This is a genomic window from Microbacterium sp. NPDC060117, from assembly GCF_042729315.1.
Lineage (GTDB): Bacteria > Actinomycetota > Actinomycetes > Actinomycetales > Microbacteriaceae > Microbacterium.
In genome coordinates this window covers 772,119-789,881 of sequence record NZ_JBHWXR010000004.1, presented here as the reverse complement: position 1 = coordinate 789,881, position 17,763 = coordinate 772,119, and the positions used below count along the sequence as shown (strand labels likewise).

Here is a 17,763-nt window from a genome sequence, read left to right as displayed (position 1 = left end):
AAGGAATTTCTCAAACCAGCCCAAAGACTGGAACGAGGAATAAATTGGCATTTGACAAGTGCACGCTGTTGAGTTCTCAAGGATCGGATGCTCCTACAGTTCAGCCTCGCGGCATCACAAGTAGGGCTTGATCTCACTCCCCCTCGCTGCGCCTTGCGGCGAACCTGAGGTGGGAGTTCCCAATCATAGTCGAAGATCTTCCACCTGGGAAGTTCTTCGTTGAGATCGGGTTTCGTTCGCTGCTTGGGGAGTCAGGCCTTCCGGCCTTTCGCTCTACCGCTTGGGGCGAACAAGTAATAAGTTACGCGGATCCCGGGGTTCCGGCAAATCGTGGCCGCATCCCGGGCGTGTCGTTCGCCGTGATTCCGGGCGCCTCCGGCGAGAAATGCCTGATGAACCACGAAACCCCCCTCCGGGCCAAGGCCTGGAGGGGGGTTTCGTGGCTGTCGGGCGGGTGCCGGTGGGCACCCCTAGGTCACATTCCGAGCGCGTGCGCGGCGGACTGCGCGCGGGCGACGAGCTCGGTGCGCTGCTCGGCGACCCGTACGGGAGCGGTCCCCCCGACGCCGTCGCGACTCGCCACGGATCCTTCGATCGTCAGAACCTCGCGCACGGCCGGGGTCAGGTGCGGCGACACCTCGGCGAGAAGCGCGTCGTCCGCATCCTCGAGGCCGATCCCGCGCAGCTCGCAGGCACGTACGAGGGAACCGGAGATCTCGTGCGCCTCCCGGAACGGAACGCGGCTCTTCACCAGCCACTCGGCGACATCGGTCGCGAGCGAGAACCCCTGGGGCGCCAGCTGCGCCATACGCTCCGTGTCGAAGCGCAGCGTCGCCACCATGCCGGTGAATGCGGGCAGCACGACCTCGAGGGTGCGGACCGAGTCGAACACCGGCTCCTTGTCCTCCTGCAGATCGCGGTTGTACGCGAGGGGCAGGCCCTTGAGCGTCGCCATGAGTCCGGAGAGGTTGCCGATGAGGCGCCCGGACTTGCCTCGCGCGAGTTCGGCGATGTCGGGGTTCTTCTTCTGCGGCATGATGCTGGATCCCGTGGAGTAGCCGTCGTCGAGCGTGACGAAGCCGAACTCGCGGGTGTTCCAGAGGATGATCTCCTCGGAGATGCGGGAGAGGTTCACGCCGATCATGGCGGTGATGAAGGCGAACTCCGCGACGACGTCGCGCGAGGCCGTGCCGTCCAGGGAGTTCTCGGCGGGGCGATCGAGACCGAGCTCACGGGCGACCAGCGCCGGGTCGAGACCCAGCGTCGATCCCGCCAGTGCTCCCCCGCCGTACGGCGAGACGCCGGCGCGTGCGCGCCAGTCGATCAGCCGCTCGAGATCCCGCACCAGCGGCCACGCGTGCGCCTGCAGGTGGTGGGCGAGGAGCACCGGCTGCGCGTGCTGCAGGTGGGTGCGCCCGGGCAGGATCGCGCTGTCGTGCGCCTGCGCCTGAGCGACGAGGGCGTCGACGAGCCCCAGCACCTCACGGGCGATGACCCGGGCGTGGTCGATCAGGTACATGCGCACGAGCGTCGCGATCTGGTCGTTGCGGCTGCGCCCGGCACGCAGACGCCCGCCGAGATCCGCGCCGACCTCGGCGATGAGCGCCGCTTCGAGCGCGCCGTGCACGTCCTCGTCGCCGGGCTGCGGGAGAAGCGTGCCATCGGCGATCCGCGCCGCGAGGGCGTCGAGCCCCGCGTGCATGCGCACGGCCTCATCCGCCTCCAGGTAGCCCGCGGCCTCGAGCGCGGTGGCATGCGCGTGCGAACCGGCGATGTCGTAGGGCGCGAGGATCCAGTCGAAGTGGGTCGAACGGCTGAGTTCGGCGAGGGCGTCGGCGGGACCGCCCGCGAACCGGCCGCCCCACAGCGCGCCCTGGTTGGTGCCGTGTGCGGCGGTCACGGCTGGTCCTGCTTTCCGATGAGCCACACGAGCAGCGCCTTCTGGGCGTGCAGACGGTTCTCCGCCTCGTCCCAGACCACGCTCTGAGCGCCGTCGATGACCTCGGAGTCGACCTCGTAGCCGCGGTCGGCGGGCAGGCAGTGGATGAAGATCGCGTCGCCGTCGGCGCGCGCCATGGTGCCGGTGGTGACCTTGTAGGCGCCGAGATCGCGCAGGCGCTGCGCCTTCTCCTCCTCCTTGCCCATGGACACCCAGGTGTCTGTGACGATCACGTCGGCTCCCGCCGCGGCCTCGTCCGGATCCGTGACGAGGGTCAGGGATCCGCCAGTCTCGGCAGCGCGGCGGTGGGCGTCGGCCACCACATCGGCGCGGGGTGCATAGGCCTCGGGAGAGGCGACTCGCACGTGCATGCCCGCGGTGACGCCGGCCAGCACGTAGGAGTGCGCCATGTTGCTGCGCCCGTCGCCGAAGAACGAGAGGGTGAGGCCCTTCAGCTCGCCCTTGTGCTCCCGGATCGTGAGCAGATCGGCGAGCAGCTGGCACGGGTGGAAGTCGTCGGACAGCGCGTTGATCACCGGCACCCTTGTGCCCGCGGCCATCTCCTCGAGACCCGCCTGCGCGTAGGTGCGCCACACGATCGCGGCGACCTGGCGCTCGAGCACCCTGGCGGTGTCCGCCGGGGTCTCCTTACCGCCGAGCTGGCTGTTCGCAGTGGAGATGATGAGCGGGGATCCGCCCAGATCCGCGATGCCGACGGCGAACGAGACGCGCGTGCGGGTCGAGGACTTGTCGAAGATCACCGCGACCGTCTGCGGACCGGCGAGGGTCTTGTCCGCCCAGCGGTCCTTCTTCAGCTCGAGCGCGAGGTCGAGGATCTCGGTCTGCTCGGCCGTCGTCAGGTCGTCATCGCGCAGCAGGTGGCGGGTCATGCGTGGGTCTCCGTGAGGGCGGTGGCCGCGACCTCGGAGAGGGCGGCCGTGAACAGGTCGGTGAACTCGGAGATCTCGGCGTCGCCGATCGTGAGCGCCGGGGCGATCCGCACCGAGGAGGCGTTGGCGGCGTTCACGATGAGGCCGAGACGCTGGGCAGCGGCGACGACGTCGCCCGCGACCGGGGCCGTGAGAGCGACGCCGATGAGCAGGCCACGTCCGCGCACGCCGGCGACCAGAGGGGATCCGATCCCGGTGACGGCCGCACGCACCTGTGCTCCGCGATCCCGGGCGTTCTGCACGAGGCCCGCCTGCTCGATCTCCTCGAGCACGGCGTTGCTGACCGCGGTGGCGAGCGGGTTGCCGCCGAACGTGGACCCGTGCGAGCCGGGCTGCAGCAGCGCCGCCGCCTCCCCGAACGCGACGAGAGCGCCGATCGGGAAACCGCCGCCGATGCCTTTCGCGAGGGTGATCGCGTCCGGCACGATCCCCTCGTGCTGGAACGCGAACCAGTCGCCGGTGCGTCCGGCGCCGGTCTGGATCTCGTCCACGATGAGCAGCGCGCCGTGCTTCGCGGTGAGCTCGCGGGCGGCACGGAGATAGCCCTCCGGCAACTCCAGCACACCGGCTTCACCCTGGATGGGTTCGACGAACAGCGCCGCGACCCGGTCGTCCATCGCCGCTTCGAGCGCCTCGATCGTGGCGGGGATGTGCTCCACCCCTCCGGGCAGCGGCTGGAACGGATCGCGCATGGATGCCTTGGCGGTGAGGGCGAGCGCACCGATCGTGCGGCCGTGGAACGCGTTGTCCAGCGACAGGATGCGCGGACGATCCGTCCCGCCGTGGAGGCGGGCGAGCTTGAACGCCGCCTCGTTGGCCTCGGTGCCGGAGTTGCCGAAGAACACCCGCCCCGCGTCTCCCGTGCCGGCGAGTCGTTTCAGCCGGGCCGCGAGCTCGAGCTGAGGAGGCGTGGCGAAGTAGTTCGACACGTGCGCGAGGGTGGCCGCCTGGCGCGACACGGCCTCGACGAAGACGGGGTGGGAGTGTCCGAGCGCGGTGACCGCGATCCCCGCGAGGAAGTCGAGGTAGCGTCGCCCCTCGCCGCCCCAGAGGTGCGATCCCTCGCCGCGGACGAGCAGCTCGAAGCGCGGTCCCGCGTTCAGGATCAGGTCGCGGTCGGCCGCGCCCTGCCAGGCCTGTGCCGATGTCTGTGCGGCGTGCGAGGTCATCCCGCCACCACCTCCGTTCCGATTCCCTTGCTGGTGAACAGTTCGACGAGCACCGAGTGCGGCACCCGTCCGTCGATGATGGCCGCCGCATGCACGCCCGATTCCACGGCCTCCAGGCACGCGGTCATCTTCGGGATCATGCCGGACTCGAGCGACGGGAGCATGGTCTTCAACTCCGTCGTGGTCAGGTGCGAGACGAGCGAGTCGCGGTTCGGCCAGTCCGCGTAGAGTCCCGCGACATCGGTGAGGATCACGAGCTTGACCGCCCCGAGCGCCGTCGCCAGCGCCGCTGCCGCCGCGTCCGCGTTCACGTTCAGCGACTGGCCCGGATGATCGAGATCCGGGGCGATGCTGGAGACGACCGGGACTCGTCCTGCCGCGAGATGGTCGTGGACCGGCGTCGGATCCACCTGCACGACGTCGCCGACGCGGCCGAGGTCGACCTCTTCGCCGTCGATGATCACGCCGCGCCGACGTCCGCCGAAGAGTCCGGCGTCCTCGCCGCTCAGGCCCGTCGCGATCGGTCCGTGCGAGTTGATCTTCGACACGAGCTGAGGGTTGACCTGGCCGGTGAGCACCATCCGGACGACGCTGATCGCCTCGGTGTTGGTGACCCGGTAGCCGCCCTTGAACTCGCTGGGGATCTCGAGCCGCTCGAGCATGTCGGAGATCTGCGGTCCCCCGCCATGCACGACGACCGGCTGCACGCCGACGTAGCGGAGATAGGCGATGTCCTGCGCGAACGCCTCCTGCAGATCATCGCTGATCATCGCGTTACCGCCGTACTTCACCACGACGATCTGATCGCGGTACCTCTTGAGCCAGGGCAGCGACTCGATCAGCGTCTGCGCCTTGATCGCGGCTTCCTCGGGCGCGGTGTCCTGAAGATCGCTCATGAGGAGTACGCGCTGTTCTCGTGCACGTAGTCGTGGGTGAGGTCGTTGGTGCGGATCGTGGCCGCCGCCTCGCCGACCTTCAGATCGATCAGCACATGCGTCGCACGCGGGGTCAGATCGACGTCCTCGCGCGGGCGGTCGGGACCTCCGGCGGTGCACACCCGCACGCCGTTCATCCATACGTCCACGTCGTAGGGGTCGAAGGCTGCCCGAGTGGTGCCGATCGCCGCCAGTACGCGCCCCCAGTTCGGGTCGTTGCCGAAGATCGCCGCCTTGAACAGGTTGTTGCGAGCGACCGAGCGCCCCACCTCGACGGCGTCCTGTTCGCTCGCGGCGTGCACGACCTCGATCGAGATCGCGTGGCTGGCGCCCTCGGCGTCGTCCTGCAGCTTGCGGGCCAGCTCATCGGAGACCTGGGTGAGCGCGGCCGCGAAGTCGTCCAGGTCGGGGCGGATCCCGCTCGCACCGTTGGCGAGCAGCGTCACCTGGTCGTTCGTCGACATGCACCCGTCCGAGTCGAGCCGGTCGAAGGTGGTGCCGGTCGCGCGGCGCAGCAGGGCGTGCGCCTCGGCCGCATCGAGCTCGGCGTCGGTCGTGAGCACGACGAGCATGGTGGCGAGTCCCGGCGCGAGCATGCCCGCGCCCTTCGCCATGCCGCCGATGGTCCAGCCATCACGGCTCACCGCGACCGTCTTCGCGACCGTGTCGGTGGTCATGATCGCCTCCGCTGCGGCCTGTCCGCCCTCGGCGCTCAGCTGCGCGACGCCGGCTTCGACGCCCGCGAGCACCTTGCCCCGGAAGACCTCGTCTCCGGTGCCGATGAGGCCGGTGGAGCAGACCACCACGTCACCCGCGCTCACGCCCAGCAGTTCCGCCGCGCGCTCCGCCGTGAGGTGGCTGGTCTGGAAGCCAAACGGTCCGGTGAAGCAGTTCGCCCCGCCGGAGTTCAGCACGACGGCCTCGACGACGCCGTCCTTCACGACCTCCTGCGACCAGATGATCGGGTTGGCCTTGGCGCGGTTGCTGGTGAACACGGCGGCACCAACCTTGCGCGGCCCGCGGTTCACCACCAGCGCCACGTCGGGCTTGCCGGTCGATTTGAGGCCTGCGACGACGCCGGCGGCCTCGAATCCCTGGGGTGCGGTCACGCTCATGGGGCGACTCCGTTGATGCTGAGCGCCGTGGTCTCGGTGAGACCGAGCGCGATGTTCATGGACTGGATGGCGGCTCCTGCCGTGCCCTTGACGAGATTGTCGACGGCGGTGACCACGACGACGCGGTCCGCGGCGCGGTCGATCGCGAGGCCGATGAGCGCCGTGTTGGCACCGAGCACGTCGGCGGTGCGCGGGACGGATCCCTCCGGCAGCAGCTGCACGAAGACCTCGTCGCCGTAGGCACTCTGCCAGGCCTCGCGGATCTGCGCGTCGGTGGCCCCCGGGACGATGCGCGCGGTCGAGGTCGCGAGGATCCCCCGCGCCATCGGCACGATCACCGGGGTGAACGAGATCCGGATCGCGTCGGGCGCGACGCCCGACGCGGCCGCGAGCGCCTGGCGGATCTCGGGGATGTGCCGATGGGTGCCGCCGACCGCGTAGGGGTTGGCCGATCCGAGGATCTCGCTGCCGAGCAGGTGGGGTTTGAGGCTCTTGCCGGCGCCGGACGGGCCTACGGCGAGCACGGTCACGATGTCGGACGGGTCGATCACGCCCGCTGCGATACCGGGGGCCAGGCTCAGGCTCACGGTGGACGCATTGCAGCCCGGGGCCGCGATCCGGGTGGCGCCGCGGAGGTGCTCGCGCTGCTTCGCGGCGCCGTCCGGGCCGGCCGCGACCAGGAGCTCGGGGACGCCGTACGCCCACGGCTCGTGGAAGTCGCCGCCGTAGAACTCGTCCCACGCGGCCTCCGAGGTGAGCCGGTGATCGGCTCCCGCATCGATCACGAGCGGGACGCCGCCGAGGGCATCGGTGTACTGACCGGACTGGCCGTGCGGCAGGGCGAGGAACACGATGTCGTGCCCGGCGAGGATCTCGGGCGTCGTGTCCTGCAGGGTGAGGTGCGCGAGCGACCTCAGGTGCGGCTGATGCTCGGAGAGCTTCTGTCCGGCGTTCGAGTGCGCCGTGACGGTGCGGATCTCGACGTCGGGATGGTTCGCGAGCAGGCGAAGGATCTCGCCGCCCGCATAACCGGATGCGCCGGAGACGGCGACGGAATACGTCATGCTTCCACCTTAACGGTCGGGCCTGTCCGCGACGCCCATGAAGACGGCGCGGGACAGCAGTGCGATGCGGGGCTGGAGGCGGCGACGCCGGCACTCCACCGCCTTCGACGCGGGAGCGCGGGTCGCCTAGAGTCGGCGGTCGCCCGAACGGCGTCGACGCACCACGGCAGCGCCCGTCAGGGCGGTCGTGTGCGGAGCCGGAAGCATGCGGCGACGATATCGCGGGGTGGCGCCCTCGACCAAATCGAGTGCGCCGCCCCGCGTCATAGAGCCGGCGTCGCGGGGTGCGAGGCTGGGCTCAGTCGACCAGATCCGCGGCAGCGAAGAAAGCGCGCTCGTGCTCGCTCGAGCGCACGAACGCGAGCCGCATCCGCTCGCGCGTGGCCGCGTCCGCCGCGGCCGCGTGCGCGGTGACGATCCGGATCGCCTCCTGGGTAGCCTCGGCGAAGCGCGGATCCGCATACTCGTCCAGCCACTCCTTGAAGGGGTGGGCGGCGAACGGGCGCACCCGATCGCCCACTGCCTGCGCGTGCAGCCGCGTGCCGACGTCGGCGTAGATCCAGAAGCAGGGCAGCAGGGCGGCGATGAGCACGCGGTAGTCGCCGTCGAAGGCCGCGCCGCGCAGATGATCGAGGTACGCGACCGTGGCAGGAGCCGGCTCGGCGCGGAACGTGGCCTCGCCGATCCCCTCCGGAGAAAGCAGGCTCGCATGCAGCTGCAGCTCGCCGATCACGGACTGTTCGGCGGAGTGCGCCCAGAACGCCTGCTCCGCGGAGTGCGGCGCGAGCCGCGCCGCCTCGGCGAGGGTGCGCGCGTAGTCGCGCAGATAGAGCGCGTCCTGCGCGAGGTACCCGCGGAACGCGGTCTTCGGAAGGCTGCCGTCCGCGAGGCGACGCAGGAACGGCAGGTCATCGATCGCACGGCGGATCGGCGCGATCGATGACCACCAGTCCGCGGAGACCTCCTCGCGACTCGGCTCGACCTCGAGCCCCCCGCGCCGCCACAGCCCGGCGAAGTGGCTGACCGGACCGTGACCTGACCCCACCTGCAACCCGGCGCCGGCCGCGATCGACTCCCGCAGCCACGCGCGAACGTCGGCCACCGCATCACGCCAGTCGAGGTCGGCCGCCCGGCGGGTCGCGAGCCCGGCGGAGAGCGAGCAGCCGGTGCCGTGCGTGCTGGCGGTGCGGATCCGGGACCCGGGATACTCGCGCACGGGCCCTGCGGGACCGACGAGCGCGTCGGGCGCCTCGTCACCGCCGAGATGCCCGCCCTTCACGAGCACCAGCGCGCCGGTCTCCGCGGAGAGTCGCTGTGCCTGGGCGAGGGCGCCGGCCCAGCTCGTGGCCGCGGTCTCGCGCACGAGAACGGCCAGCTCCGGCAGGTTCGGCGTGATCAGATCGGCCAGCGGGAGCAGGGCGCGCAGCGCCTGCTCCGCCTCCGCGTCCAGCAGCCGGTCCCCGCTGGTGGCGACCATCACCGGATCCAGCACGACCGTGGGCGGCCTGTGCGTCCCGAGCCAGGATCCGACCTCGGAGATCACCGCCGAGTCGGCGAGCATTCCGATCTTCACCGCGTCGACGCGCACGTCGTCGCCGATCGCGTCGAGCTGGGCGCGCAGGAACGCCGCAGGAGGGACGTGCACGCCGCGGACGCCCCGGGTGTTCTGCGCGGTCAGCGCCGTGATCGCGGCCATGCCGTATCCGCCGTTGGCGGCGATCGCCTTGAGGTCCGCCTGGATCCCGGCACCACCGGAGGGGTCGCTGCCGGCGATCGAGAGCACGCGCGGCACGCCGCCCGCGCCCCAGGCCCGCAGCAGCTTGCGCGCGGCGACGCGAGGATCCGGCGCCGCGCACAGCGCGGACACGACCGCGACGCCGGCGGCGCCCGCGGCACGCAGGTCCGCCACATCCTCTCGGCTGATGCCGCCGATCGCAACGCACGGAAGCGGGCTCGCCGCGGCGAACGCGGCGAATCCGCCCACGCCGAGCTCAGGCGGGTGGTTGCGCTTGGTCGCCGTGGGATGGATCACGCCCACGCCGAGGTAGTCGACGGTGCCGGCCGGCAGCGCCAGCGCGGCGTCGAGGTGCTCCGGCCGGTTCGCCGTGAGTCCGACGATCGCGTCGGGACCCAGCAACGAACGGGCAACGCTCGGCGACACGTCCGACTGGCCGATGTGGATGCCGTCCACGCGCGCTCCGCGGCGTCGCGCCTCCACGACGGCGTCGAGACGATCGTCGACGACGAGCAGCGCTCGCCCTGCGATGACCTCGGAGAGCTCGACGAGCTGCGCCACGATCGAGGCGTCATCGGCGTCCTTGTCCCGCAGCTGCACGATCCGCACGCCCCCGGCCACGGCCGCGTCGACCACGGCGGGCACCCCGCGCGCTCCGCTCAGCACCGGGTCCGTGACGAGGTAGAGCGCGAGGTCGTCGGATGTCAGCCTCCGCCGGGTGGTCGTCTCCCGCGCTCCGGCCTGAACCCGGGCGGTGGCGACGTCGACGAGCGTCATGCCGCAACCCCCGACGTCTCGTTCACCGCGGCGTCGACGCGGGCGCCTGCCGGCAGCGCCTCGGGGCGGATCGCGGCGAGAGCGTCGAGCAGGGCGACGGCGAAGGATCCCGGTCCGGCGGACCGCGAGGCGGCGTCCTCGGCGGCGAGCGTGTACACCAGGGTGGCCGCGGAGGCGGCGACGAGGGGGCTGTCGCCCGTCCTGCGCGCCGTCCCGAGGAAGGCGGCCATCGCCGCGCCGAGCGCGCAGCCGCCCCCGGTGACGCGGGTGAGCAGGGCATCGCCGTTCGCGATCCTGATCTCGTGCTCGGCGTCGACGAGGAGATCGACGGGGCCCGAGACGGCCACCGCTCCCCCGGTGCTCCGGGCCAGCTCGCGCGCGGCGTCCGCCGCGGCCTCGGTGCCGTCCAGGGCGTCCACACCCCGTCCGCCCTGACTGCGCCCGGCGAGTGCGAGGATCTCCGACGCGTTGCCGCGGATGAGCGTGGGTCGCAGCGCCAGGAGGTCCTGCGCCAGCGCGGTGCGCACCGGCAGTGCTCCGATCGCGACCGGATCCAGCACCCAGGGCGTCCCCGCCGTCCGGGCGCCGCCGACAGCCTCGAGGCTCGCGGAGCGCTGTTCGGGCGTGGGTGTGCCGAGGTTCACCAGCAGTCCGGACGAGATCGCGGCGAACATGCCGGCCTCGCCCGTGATGTCCACCATGGCGGGAGCCGCGCCGAGTGCGAGCAGCACGTTGGCAGTGAACCCGGTCACCACCGCGTTCGTGATGCAGTGCACGAGCGGGGGCTCCGCCCGCAGCTGCGTGAGAAGGCCCGCGGCGGCTTCCACCACGGACTCGGACGACAATTCCAGACGCGCGTTCATCGCGACATCCCTTCGCTAGTACGACCTAGATCAGGTTCGACGGGTGTGATCTCAGCCGCGGATGCGGCACCCCGTGTCACTGCCGGTCAGTCTAGCCAGGAACCGTTCGGCCTCGCCGCGCAGGTCACGCCCGTCGCGTGATGCCCGCACGACGAGGGAACGCCTGCACGCCGGATCCGCGGATCCGGTCGTACAGGCGTTCTTCGTCGTGCGTTCGTATCACGTCTCAGTCGCGGATCTGGGCTCCGAACCGCTCGGTCGCCACGGCGACGCCCGCGAGCTTCGCCTCGGTCGCCTCGGCGGCCGTCAGGGTGCGGTCGTCGGCCCGGAACCGCAGCGCGAAGCTCAGGCTCTTGGATCCTGCGGGAACACCCTCACCGCGGTAGTCGTCGACGAGGCGGACCGACTCCAGGAGCGCGCCCGCACCCTCGGAGAGGGCGGCGCTCACCTCGGCCGCCGGGACCCCGGCGTCGAGCACCAGCGAAACGTCCTGCGTCGCGGCGGGGTAGGTCGACAGCGATGCCGCGACCACGCGCTCCCCCGCCAGCGCCAGCACGCCGTCGAGGTCGAGCTCGAGCACCACCGCACGTCCGGGCAGGTCGGCGGCGGCCGACACCTGCGGGTGCAGTTCTCCGACATAGCCGACCTCGGTGCCGCGCACCTGCAGCACGCCGGCGCGCCCCGGATGCAGAGCCGCGCGGCTGGACTGCACGACGTCGATCTCGACGCCGGCCGCATCCGCGATCACGCGCACGGCGTCGAGCGCCTCGCTGAGACCGTACTCCTCGGCCGCACGCCCGGGCTGGCGCGGGGTGACGTGGCCGGTGAACAGCGCTGCGACGAGGCGGGCCTGCGGCGGGATCGAGGCGTCGAGGGCCGCGAGCGTCTCATCCGACGGCCTGACGCCGAGCGGCGGCACCTCGTCGGTGCCGTAGACGACGCCCGGCGCGGGCAGGAACACCACGCCGGTCTCGAAGATCGCCAGATCCACGAGGCCCCGTGCGATGTTGCGGTGCGCGATCTGCAGCAGCCCAGGGAGCAAGGAGCGGCGCAGGAACGGCGACTGCCCGTCGAGCGGGTTCGCGAGGCGCACCCCGGGAATGCTCTCCCCGGTGGCCGAGCCGTGCAGGTCGTTCTGCTCCTGCGTGGTGAACGGGAACGCCGGAGTCTCCACGAGCCCTGCAGCGGCCAGGGCGTTCGCGACGCGACGCCGGCCCTGCTGCAGGTCGGTCAGTCCGCGACCGGACGGCGGTGTCGGCAGCACGGACGGGATGCGGTCCAGTCCGTGGATGCGCGCCACCTCCTCGGCCAGCGACCACTTGTCGGTGAGGTCGGGACGCCAGCTCGGCGGGATGACGTTCCAGCCGGAGTCGTCCGCGGTGACCTCGGCGCCGATGGTCTCGAGCGCGCCCGTCACCTCCTCGTCGGTGTAGTCGACGCCGATGAGGCCCTGCACGAAGCCGGCCGGAAGGTCGATGCCCCCGATAAAGACCTCGGCGAAGAGCGCGCCGCCCTCCTCGGTCAGCGTGCCGCCGGCGAGCGAGACCATGAGGTCGGCGACGCGACGTGCGGCGGCGAACGGGATGAGCGGATCCACTCCCCGCTCGAAGCGCTTGGAAGCCTCGCTGGGCAGCTTGTGCCGGCGTGCCGAGCGCGCGATCGTGATCGGATCGAACGTCGCCGCCTCGATCAGCACATTGCGCGTGGTCTCGCTCATCTCGGTCGTGCCGCCGCCCATGACCCCGGCGAGGCCGATCGGACCGGACCCATCCGTGATCAGGAGGTCCTCGGCGTGCAGGGTCCGCTCCTGGCCGTCGAGCGTGACCATCTTCTCGCCGTGCTCAGCGCGGCGGATCACGATGTTCCCGTCGAGCTTGTCCAGGTCGTAGCCGTGCACCGGGTTGCCGAGCTCCAGCATCACGTAGTTCGTGATGTCGATGAGCACGCCGAGCGAGCGCATGCCCGCGAGCGTGAGGCGGGCGACCATCCACGGCGGAGTGGGACGGGACGGATCCACGTCGCGCACCACGCGCGTGACGAACTCGGTCGCGCCGACCGCGCCGCGGATCGGCGAGGCGTCCTCGACGACGGCGGTGCGGCCGGTGCCCGGCTGCAGCTCGGCGAAGTCGCGGTCGGCGGGGTCGCGGAAGGCCGCCCCCGTCGCGTGCGCGTACTCGCGGGCGATGCCGCGGAGCGAGAAGGCGTAGCCGCGGTCCGGCGTGACGTTCACGTCGACCGCGACGTCGTCCAGGCCCAGCAGCGCGATCGCATCGGTGCCGACGGGGGCGTCGATGCCGAGCTCGGAGAGGATCAGGATCCCGTTGTGCTCATCGCCCAGTCCCAGCTCGCGGGCCGAGGCGATCATGCCGTCGGACACGTGTCCGTAAGTCTTGCGCGCGGCGATCGGGAACGGTCCGGGCAGCACGGCGCCCGGCAGGGTCACGACGACCTTGTCCCCGACGGCGAAGTTGCTCGCGCCGCAGACGATGCCGCGGATGCCGCCCTGGGCCTCGCCGACATCGACCTGGCACCACCGGATCGTCTTGCCGTTGGACTGGGGTTCCTCCTCGAAGGAGAGCACCTGCCCGACGACGACGGGGCCGGAGATGTCGAAGCCGTGCAGCTCCTCCTCCTCGAACCCGACGGAGACGAGCGCCGCGAAGACGTCGTCCGGCGTGGCAGTCTCGGCCACATCCACGTACTCACGCAACCACGAAAGCGGGACGCGCATCACACCACCATCCCGAACTGCTCGCTGAAACGGACATCGCCCTCGGCCATGTCGCGCATGTCCTGCACGTCGCTGCGGAACATGAGGGCGCGCTCGACCCCCATGCCGAACGCGAAACCGCTGTAGACGTCGGGGTCGATCCCCGCTGCGCGCAGCACGTTGGGGTTGACCATGCCGCAGCCGCCCCACTCGATCCAGCGTGCGCCGCCCTTGAAGGTCGGGTGCCACAGGTCGAGCTCGGCGGACGGCTCCGTGAAGGGGAAGAAGTTCGTGCGGAAGCGGGTCTTCGCCTCCGGGCCGAAGAGCTGACGCGCGACGTGGTCGAGCGTGCCCTTGAGGTGGGCCATCGAGATGCCTTTGTCAACGACCAGGCCCTCGAACTGGGTGAACACCGGCAGGTGCGTGGCATCGAACTCGTCGGTGCGGTAGACCCGCCCGGGGCACAGCACGTAGATCGGCACCTCGCGGTCGAGCATCGAGCGCACCTGCACCGGGCTGGTGTGCGTGCGCATGACCAGGTGGCGGGAGAGCGGGTCCACGTAGAACGTGTCCTGCTCCTGGCGTGCGGGGTGGTCGACGTCGAAGTTGAGGGCATCGAAGTTGAACCACTCGTGCTCCAGCTCGGGGCCTTCGGCGATCTCCCAGCCCATGCCGACGAACACATCACTGATCTGCTCCTGCAGCAGCGTGAGCGGATGCCGGGCGCCGACGCGCGTGCGCGACGCGACCGCGGTGATGTCGACGCGCTCGGCCTCGAGTCGCGCGGCGGTCTCGGCCTCGGCCAGCTCCGCCTCCTTCGCGGCGAGCGCCTGCGTGACGCGCCCTCGGCCCTGGCCGATGAGCTTGCCGAAGGCGGCCTTGTGCTCGGGCGCCACCTGGCGCATGGACGCGTTGAGGACCGCGAGCGGCGACCCCTCGGCGACATGCGCCGCGCGTGCGGCCTTCAACTCCGCGGTGTCGGCCGCGGATCCGATCGCGGCGAGCGCGGCCTCGACGGCGGTCTGCACCGCCTCGGGGGTGATCTCAGGGGAAGTCTGTGCGTTGTCGGACACGAGAACCGAGTCTACCGGCGCGTCGGCACCCGCCCCGCGCGCCCCCGGCCACTTATAGCGGCCCGAACATCTCCGTGCGCCCCGTCGGCATCCACGACAGGCGCTCGCGCTCCAGGGACGCCGCGAGGAGAGGATCCGCCTGTGTCTGCCGACGCAGAGTCCGCCGCCCGCGACCGACGATCGCGGGCGGGACGACGAGCACCGAGACCAGCAGAAACACCAGTCCGATGTCGACGAGGACCATGGAGAGCACGCGTCCCGAGGTGAGTGCGCCGATCACCAGGAACACGTTGATCAGGAACAGGATCCCGCCTGCCGCCCACATGCCGCCTCGCAGGGTCCCCGGGCCCCGACCTGAGACCGAGATCCCGGATCGCGGTACCCAGTGACGCACCCGGCGCAGGAACCACCCGGCCACCGCTGCGAGGACCGCCCCGATGATCGACCACGTCAGGAGTGGCAGAGTCCGGCCGGTGACGGCGAATAGCACCCCTCCGAACACGACGGCCGCGAAACCGGTGCTCAGGAGAGCCGCCCACATTCCGGCGACCCCGGCCCGCGCGTCGGCGATCTCCCGCAGCCGGGTGGGGAAGTCCGGCGCGTAGCGCTCCCCCAGCTCGGGATCGAGCCACTGCGCGAGCGTCCGGCTCGATGCGGGAGGGTACGCGGAGACCGGTTCGACGTGCGCCATGACCGCGAGGCTACAGGCCGCCGCGGGCGGCGCGAGAGGAACCGGCGCGCTCAGCCCTCCCTCTGAGCGCGCCGGAGTCTTCCTCCTACTCAGGGGCGCGGTCCCCCGCCCGCGTCGAGGTTGCCGGCGCGCCCCTGCAGCGCGATGACCTCGGTCAGGGTCGACTCGTCGTCCGCTGCGGCGTTGCCGCCGTGGCCGTGCTGCACCTTCGGCGAGCGCCGAGTGCGCACCTCAAGCCACTTCGCGACCCCGGAGAGGATCAGGCACATCGAGATGTAGATGACCGCGACGATGAGCCCCGCCTGCAGCAGCGGCCGGCCCGGCTGTCCGCTGAGGTACTTGGCGTAGTAGATGAGTTCGGGGTAGGTGATGATGAAGCCGAGCGCGGTGTCCTTCAGGGTGACCACCAGCTGGGACACGATGATCGGGAGCATGGCCCGCAGCGCCTGCGGCAGCAGGATGAACGCCATCACGCCGGACTTGCGGAGCCCGATCGCGTACCCGGCCTCCTTCTGACCCTTAGGCAGGGCCTCGATGCCGGCGCGCAGCGCCTCCGCCAGAACCGACCCGTTGTAGAGCACCAGGCCGATCACGACCGCCGCGTACGGCGTCATCCGGAAGGTGCTGCCCGGGATGGAGTTGATGCCGTAGTAGAAGATCATCATCATGACCAGCACCGGCACGGCGCGGAGCAGCTCGATCACGACCGTGACGGGAACCCGCACCCAGGCGTGCTCCGAGACGCGGCCGATCGCGAGCACGAAGCCCAGGATGAGACTGCCGACCGCGGCCGCGAGGAACGCGCTGACCGTCGCCCAGAGCGCCTGCGCCATGCCCTGCCACACGAGGCTGTAGGTGAACAGGTTCCAGCGCGCGGCGCTGAACTGCCCGGTCACGACGAACCGGTACACGATGAAGCCGATCACCGCGAGCACGACCAGCACGGTCACGACACCGAGGATGCGGTTGCGCAGCACGGCCTTGGGGCCGGGGACGTCGTAGAGAACGGATGCGCCGCTCATCGGACGATCCTCCACTTCTTCTCGAAGTGCCGCTGCACCAGGCTCAGCACGAACACCAGGATGATGAAGACCACGGCGACCCAGAGCAGGATCTCCATGACGGTGCCGGGGCGGTCTTTGGAGTCGGCGACCGTGGCACGCAGCGTGGCGAGTTCCGCGACCGCGAATCCTGCGGCGATCGTCGTGTTCTTCAGGAGGGCGATGAAGACGCTCATCATGGGCGGCACGACCGAGCGGAAGGCCTGCGGCATGATGACGAGGGTCATGACCTGCCCGAAGGACAGCCCGATCGCGCGGGCTGCTTCGGCCTGGCCGACCGGCACGGTGTTGATGCCGGCCCGCAGGACCTCGGCGACGTAGGTCGCCGTGTAGATGCCGAGCGCCAGGACGCACAGCCAGAAGGAGGGGATGTCCGGGAGGTCGAGCTTCGGGTATCCGAACACGAAGAAGAAGAAGACCAGCGTGAGCGGGGTGTTGCGGATGAGGTTCACGTACGCGGTGCCCACACCGCGGGCGATCGGCACGGGCGAGACCCGCATCGCGCCGACGACGGTGCCGAGCGCGAGTGCCAGCACGCCGCCGCCGAGGAACAGCAGGACCGTGTTGAGGGTCGCCTGGCCCCACAGATCGAGGTTGCCCAGGAGTGCGTCCACGCATCTCTCCTTCGAGTTCGAGGACTTCGGGATGGGGGGTGTGACGTCAAGACGTCAGACGTCAGAAGGACCCGGAGGAAGCGGCCGGCGGGAGCATGCCCGCCAGCCGCTCCGGAATCACTTCTCGACAGCGGGCTGCGTGACCTTCATGCCACTGGCGCCCAGGTTCTTCTCGAAGATCGCCTTCCAGGTGTCTCCGCCGTCGGTGAACATCGTGTTCACGAAGGTCTGGAAAGCGGTGTCGCCCTTGGCCAGGCCCACGCCGTACTTCTCGGTCGTGAAGGGCTCACCGACGACCTTGAGCTCTTCCGGGTCCTGCGCCGCGTAGCCGATCAGGATCGCCTGGTCGGTGGTGACCGCGTCAACCTGCTTGTTGATGAGCTGCTCCACGCAGGCAGAGTAGACGTCGAGTCCGACGGTCTTGGTGTCCGGGAAGTTCTGCTGGATGTTCTGCAGCGGAGTGGATCCGGTCGCGGAGCAGACGGTCTTGCCGGCCAGGTCCTTCTCGCTCTTGATCGTGTCCTCGCTCTTGCGGACCAGCAGGCCCTGACCGGTGACGAAGTAGGGGCCGGCGAAGTCGATCACAGCCTTGCGCTTGTCGGTGATCGAGTAGGTGCCGACGTAGTAGTCGACGTCGCCGTTCACGATCGCCTGCTCACGGTTCGCGGACGGGATGGCCTTGAACTCGATCTTGTCCTCTCCGTAGCCGAGCGAGGCCGCGATCCAGCGGGCGATGTCGATGTCGAACCCGGTGCGCTCGCCCGTCGTCGCGTCCTTGTAGCCGAGACCGGGCTGGTCCTCCTTGACGCCGATGGTGATCTTGCCGTTCTTGGTGATCCGGTCGAACGTCGGGCTGCCTTCGAGCTTGACGTCCTTGGCGACCTCGAACAGCGGCTTGTCGCTCGTCGGGCTCACGCCCTCGCCGGTGGATCCGGGACTGGTCGGGCTGCCGCTGTTGCAGCCGGTGAGGGCGATCAGGGCGACGGCGGCGATGCCGATGCCGGTGAGGATCCGTGACTTTCGCATGTGCTTCTCCTTCGGTGCAGGTGCTGTGGTGCGGGGATCAG

At 70.5% G+C, this 17,763-nt stretch carries 14 protein-coding genes and 1 riboswitch; all 14 genes read right to left on the bottom strand.

Annotation, left to right across the window (positions count from 1 at the left end; all coding sequences use genetic code 11):
* Window positions 1–475: 475 nt before the first annotated feature.
* The 14 genes from argH to ACFWCK_RS19265 all read right to left on the bottom strand — a co-directional run bounded on the left by argH (window position 476) and on the right by ACFWCK_RS19265 (window position 17,722).
* Entirely contained in the window at window positions 476–1,900 is a 1,425-nt protein-coding gene (argH, locus tag ACFWCK_RS19330; RefSeq protein WP_233312869.1) for an argininosuccinate lyase, read from the bottom strand.
* Window positions 1,897–2,829 carry an ornithine carbamoyltransferase gene (gene argF / locus ACFWCK_RS19325; protein WP_233312868.1) on the bottom strand — a complete coding sequence of 311 codons (933 nt, stop codon included), beginning with the start codon at window positions 2,827–2,829 and terminating at the stop codon, window positions 1,897–1,899. The genes argH and argF overlap by 4 nt, the downstream gene beginning before the upstream one ends.
* Window positions 2,826–4,058, bottom strand: coding sequence for an acetylornithine transaminase (locus ACFWCK_RS19320; RefSeq protein WP_378807372.1), 1,233 nt, complete (start codon window positions 4,056–4,058; stop codon window positions 2,826–2,828). Before ACFWCK_RS19320 ends, argF begins: the two co-directional genes overlap by 4 nt.
* Window positions 4,055–4,954: an acetylglutamate kinase gene (gene argB, locus ACFWCK_RS19315; RefSeq protein WP_233312866.1), complete on the bottom strand. Its 900-nt coding sequence runs from the start codon at window positions 4,952–4,954 to the stop codon at window positions 4,055–4,057. Before argB ends, ACFWCK_RS19320 begins: the two co-directional genes overlap by 4 nt.
* Window positions 4,951–6,108, bottom strand: a complete 1,158-nt coding sequence (argJ, locus tag ACFWCK_RS19310; RefSeq protein WP_378807371.1) for a bifunctional glutamate N-acetyltransferase/amino-acid acetyltransferase ArgJ — start codon at window positions 6,106–6,108, stop codon at window positions 4,951–4,953. Before argJ ends, argB begins: the two co-directional genes overlap by 4 nt.
* Window positions 6,105–7,172 (bottom strand): N-acetyl-gamma-glutamyl-phosphate reductase, encoded by a 1,068-nt coding sequence (argC, locus tag ACFWCK_RS19305; RefSeq protein ID WP_378807369.1) that lies wholly within the window; start codon window positions 7,170–7,172, stop codon window positions 6,105–6,107. The genes argJ and argC overlap by 4 nt, the downstream gene beginning before the upstream one ends.
* A 298-nt stretch (window positions 7,173–7,470) precedes the next feature.
* Window positions 7,471–9,684: a bifunctional hydroxymethylpyrimidine kinase/phosphomethylpyrimidine kinase gene (locus ACFWCK_RS19300; RefSeq protein ID WP_378807368.1), complete on the bottom strand. Its 2,214-nt coding sequence runs from the start codon at window positions 9,682–9,684 to the stop codon at window positions 7,471–7,473.
* Window positions 9,681–10,547: a hydroxyethylthiazole kinase gene (gene thiM / locus ACFWCK_RS19295; protein WP_378807367.1), complete on the bottom strand. Its 867-nt coding sequence runs from the start codon at window positions 10,545–10,547 to the stop codon at window positions 9,681–9,683. Before thiM ends, ACFWCK_RS19300 begins: the two co-directional genes overlap by 4 nt.
* Window positions 10,538–10,631, bottom strand: a riboswitch (TPP riboswitch). Its footprint overlaps the gene before it by 10 nt.
* Window positions 10,632–10,773: 142 nt before the next feature.
* Window positions 10,774–13,278 carry a phenylalanine--tRNA ligase subunit beta gene (gene pheT, locus ACFWCK_RS19290; RefSeq protein WP_378807366.1) on the bottom strand — a complete coding sequence of 835 codons (2,505 nt, stop codon included), beginning with the start codon at window positions 13,276–13,278 and terminating at the stop codon, window positions 10,774–10,776.
* Window positions 13,278–14,330 carry a phenylalanine--tRNA ligase subunit alpha gene (gene pheS / locus ACFWCK_RS19285; RefSeq protein WP_378807364.1) on the bottom strand — a complete coding sequence of 351 codons (1,053 nt, stop codon included), beginning with the start codon at window positions 14,328–14,330 and terminating at the stop codon, window positions 13,278–13,280. The genes pheT and pheS overlap by 1 nt, the downstream gene beginning before the upstream one ends.
* Window positions 14,331–14,382: 52 nt before the next feature.
* Window positions 14,383–15,021 carry a hypothetical protein gene (locus tag ACFWCK_RS19280; RefSeq protein WP_378807363.1) on the bottom strand — a complete coding sequence of 213 codons (639 nt, stop codon included), beginning with the start codon at window positions 15,019–15,021 and terminating at the stop codon, window positions 14,383–14,385.
* 89 nt (window positions 15,022–15,110) lie between these two features.
* Window positions 15,111–16,043: an amino acid ABC transporter permease gene (locus tag ACFWCK_RS19275; protein WP_378807362.1), complete on the bottom strand. Its 933-nt coding sequence runs from the start codon at window positions 16,041–16,043 to the stop codon at window positions 15,111–15,113.
* Window positions 16,040–16,696 carry an amino acid ABC transporter permease gene (locus ACFWCK_RS19270; RefSeq protein WP_378807361.1) on the bottom strand — a complete coding sequence of 219 codons (657 nt, stop codon included), beginning with the start codon at window positions 16,694–16,696 and terminating at the stop codon, window positions 16,040–16,042. The genes ACFWCK_RS19275 and ACFWCK_RS19270 overlap by 4 nt, the downstream gene beginning before the upstream one ends.
* A gap of 117 nt (window positions 16,697–16,813) precedes the next feature.
* The gene (locus tag ACFWCK_RS19265) at window positions 16,814–17,722 is read right to left on the bottom strand and encodes a glutamate ABC transporter substrate-binding protein (RefSeq protein WP_233312856.1); all 909 of its coding nucleotides are present in this window, start codon (window positions 17,720–17,722) and stop codon (window positions 16,814–16,816) included.
* Window positions 17,723–17,763 lie beyond the last annotated feature (41 nt).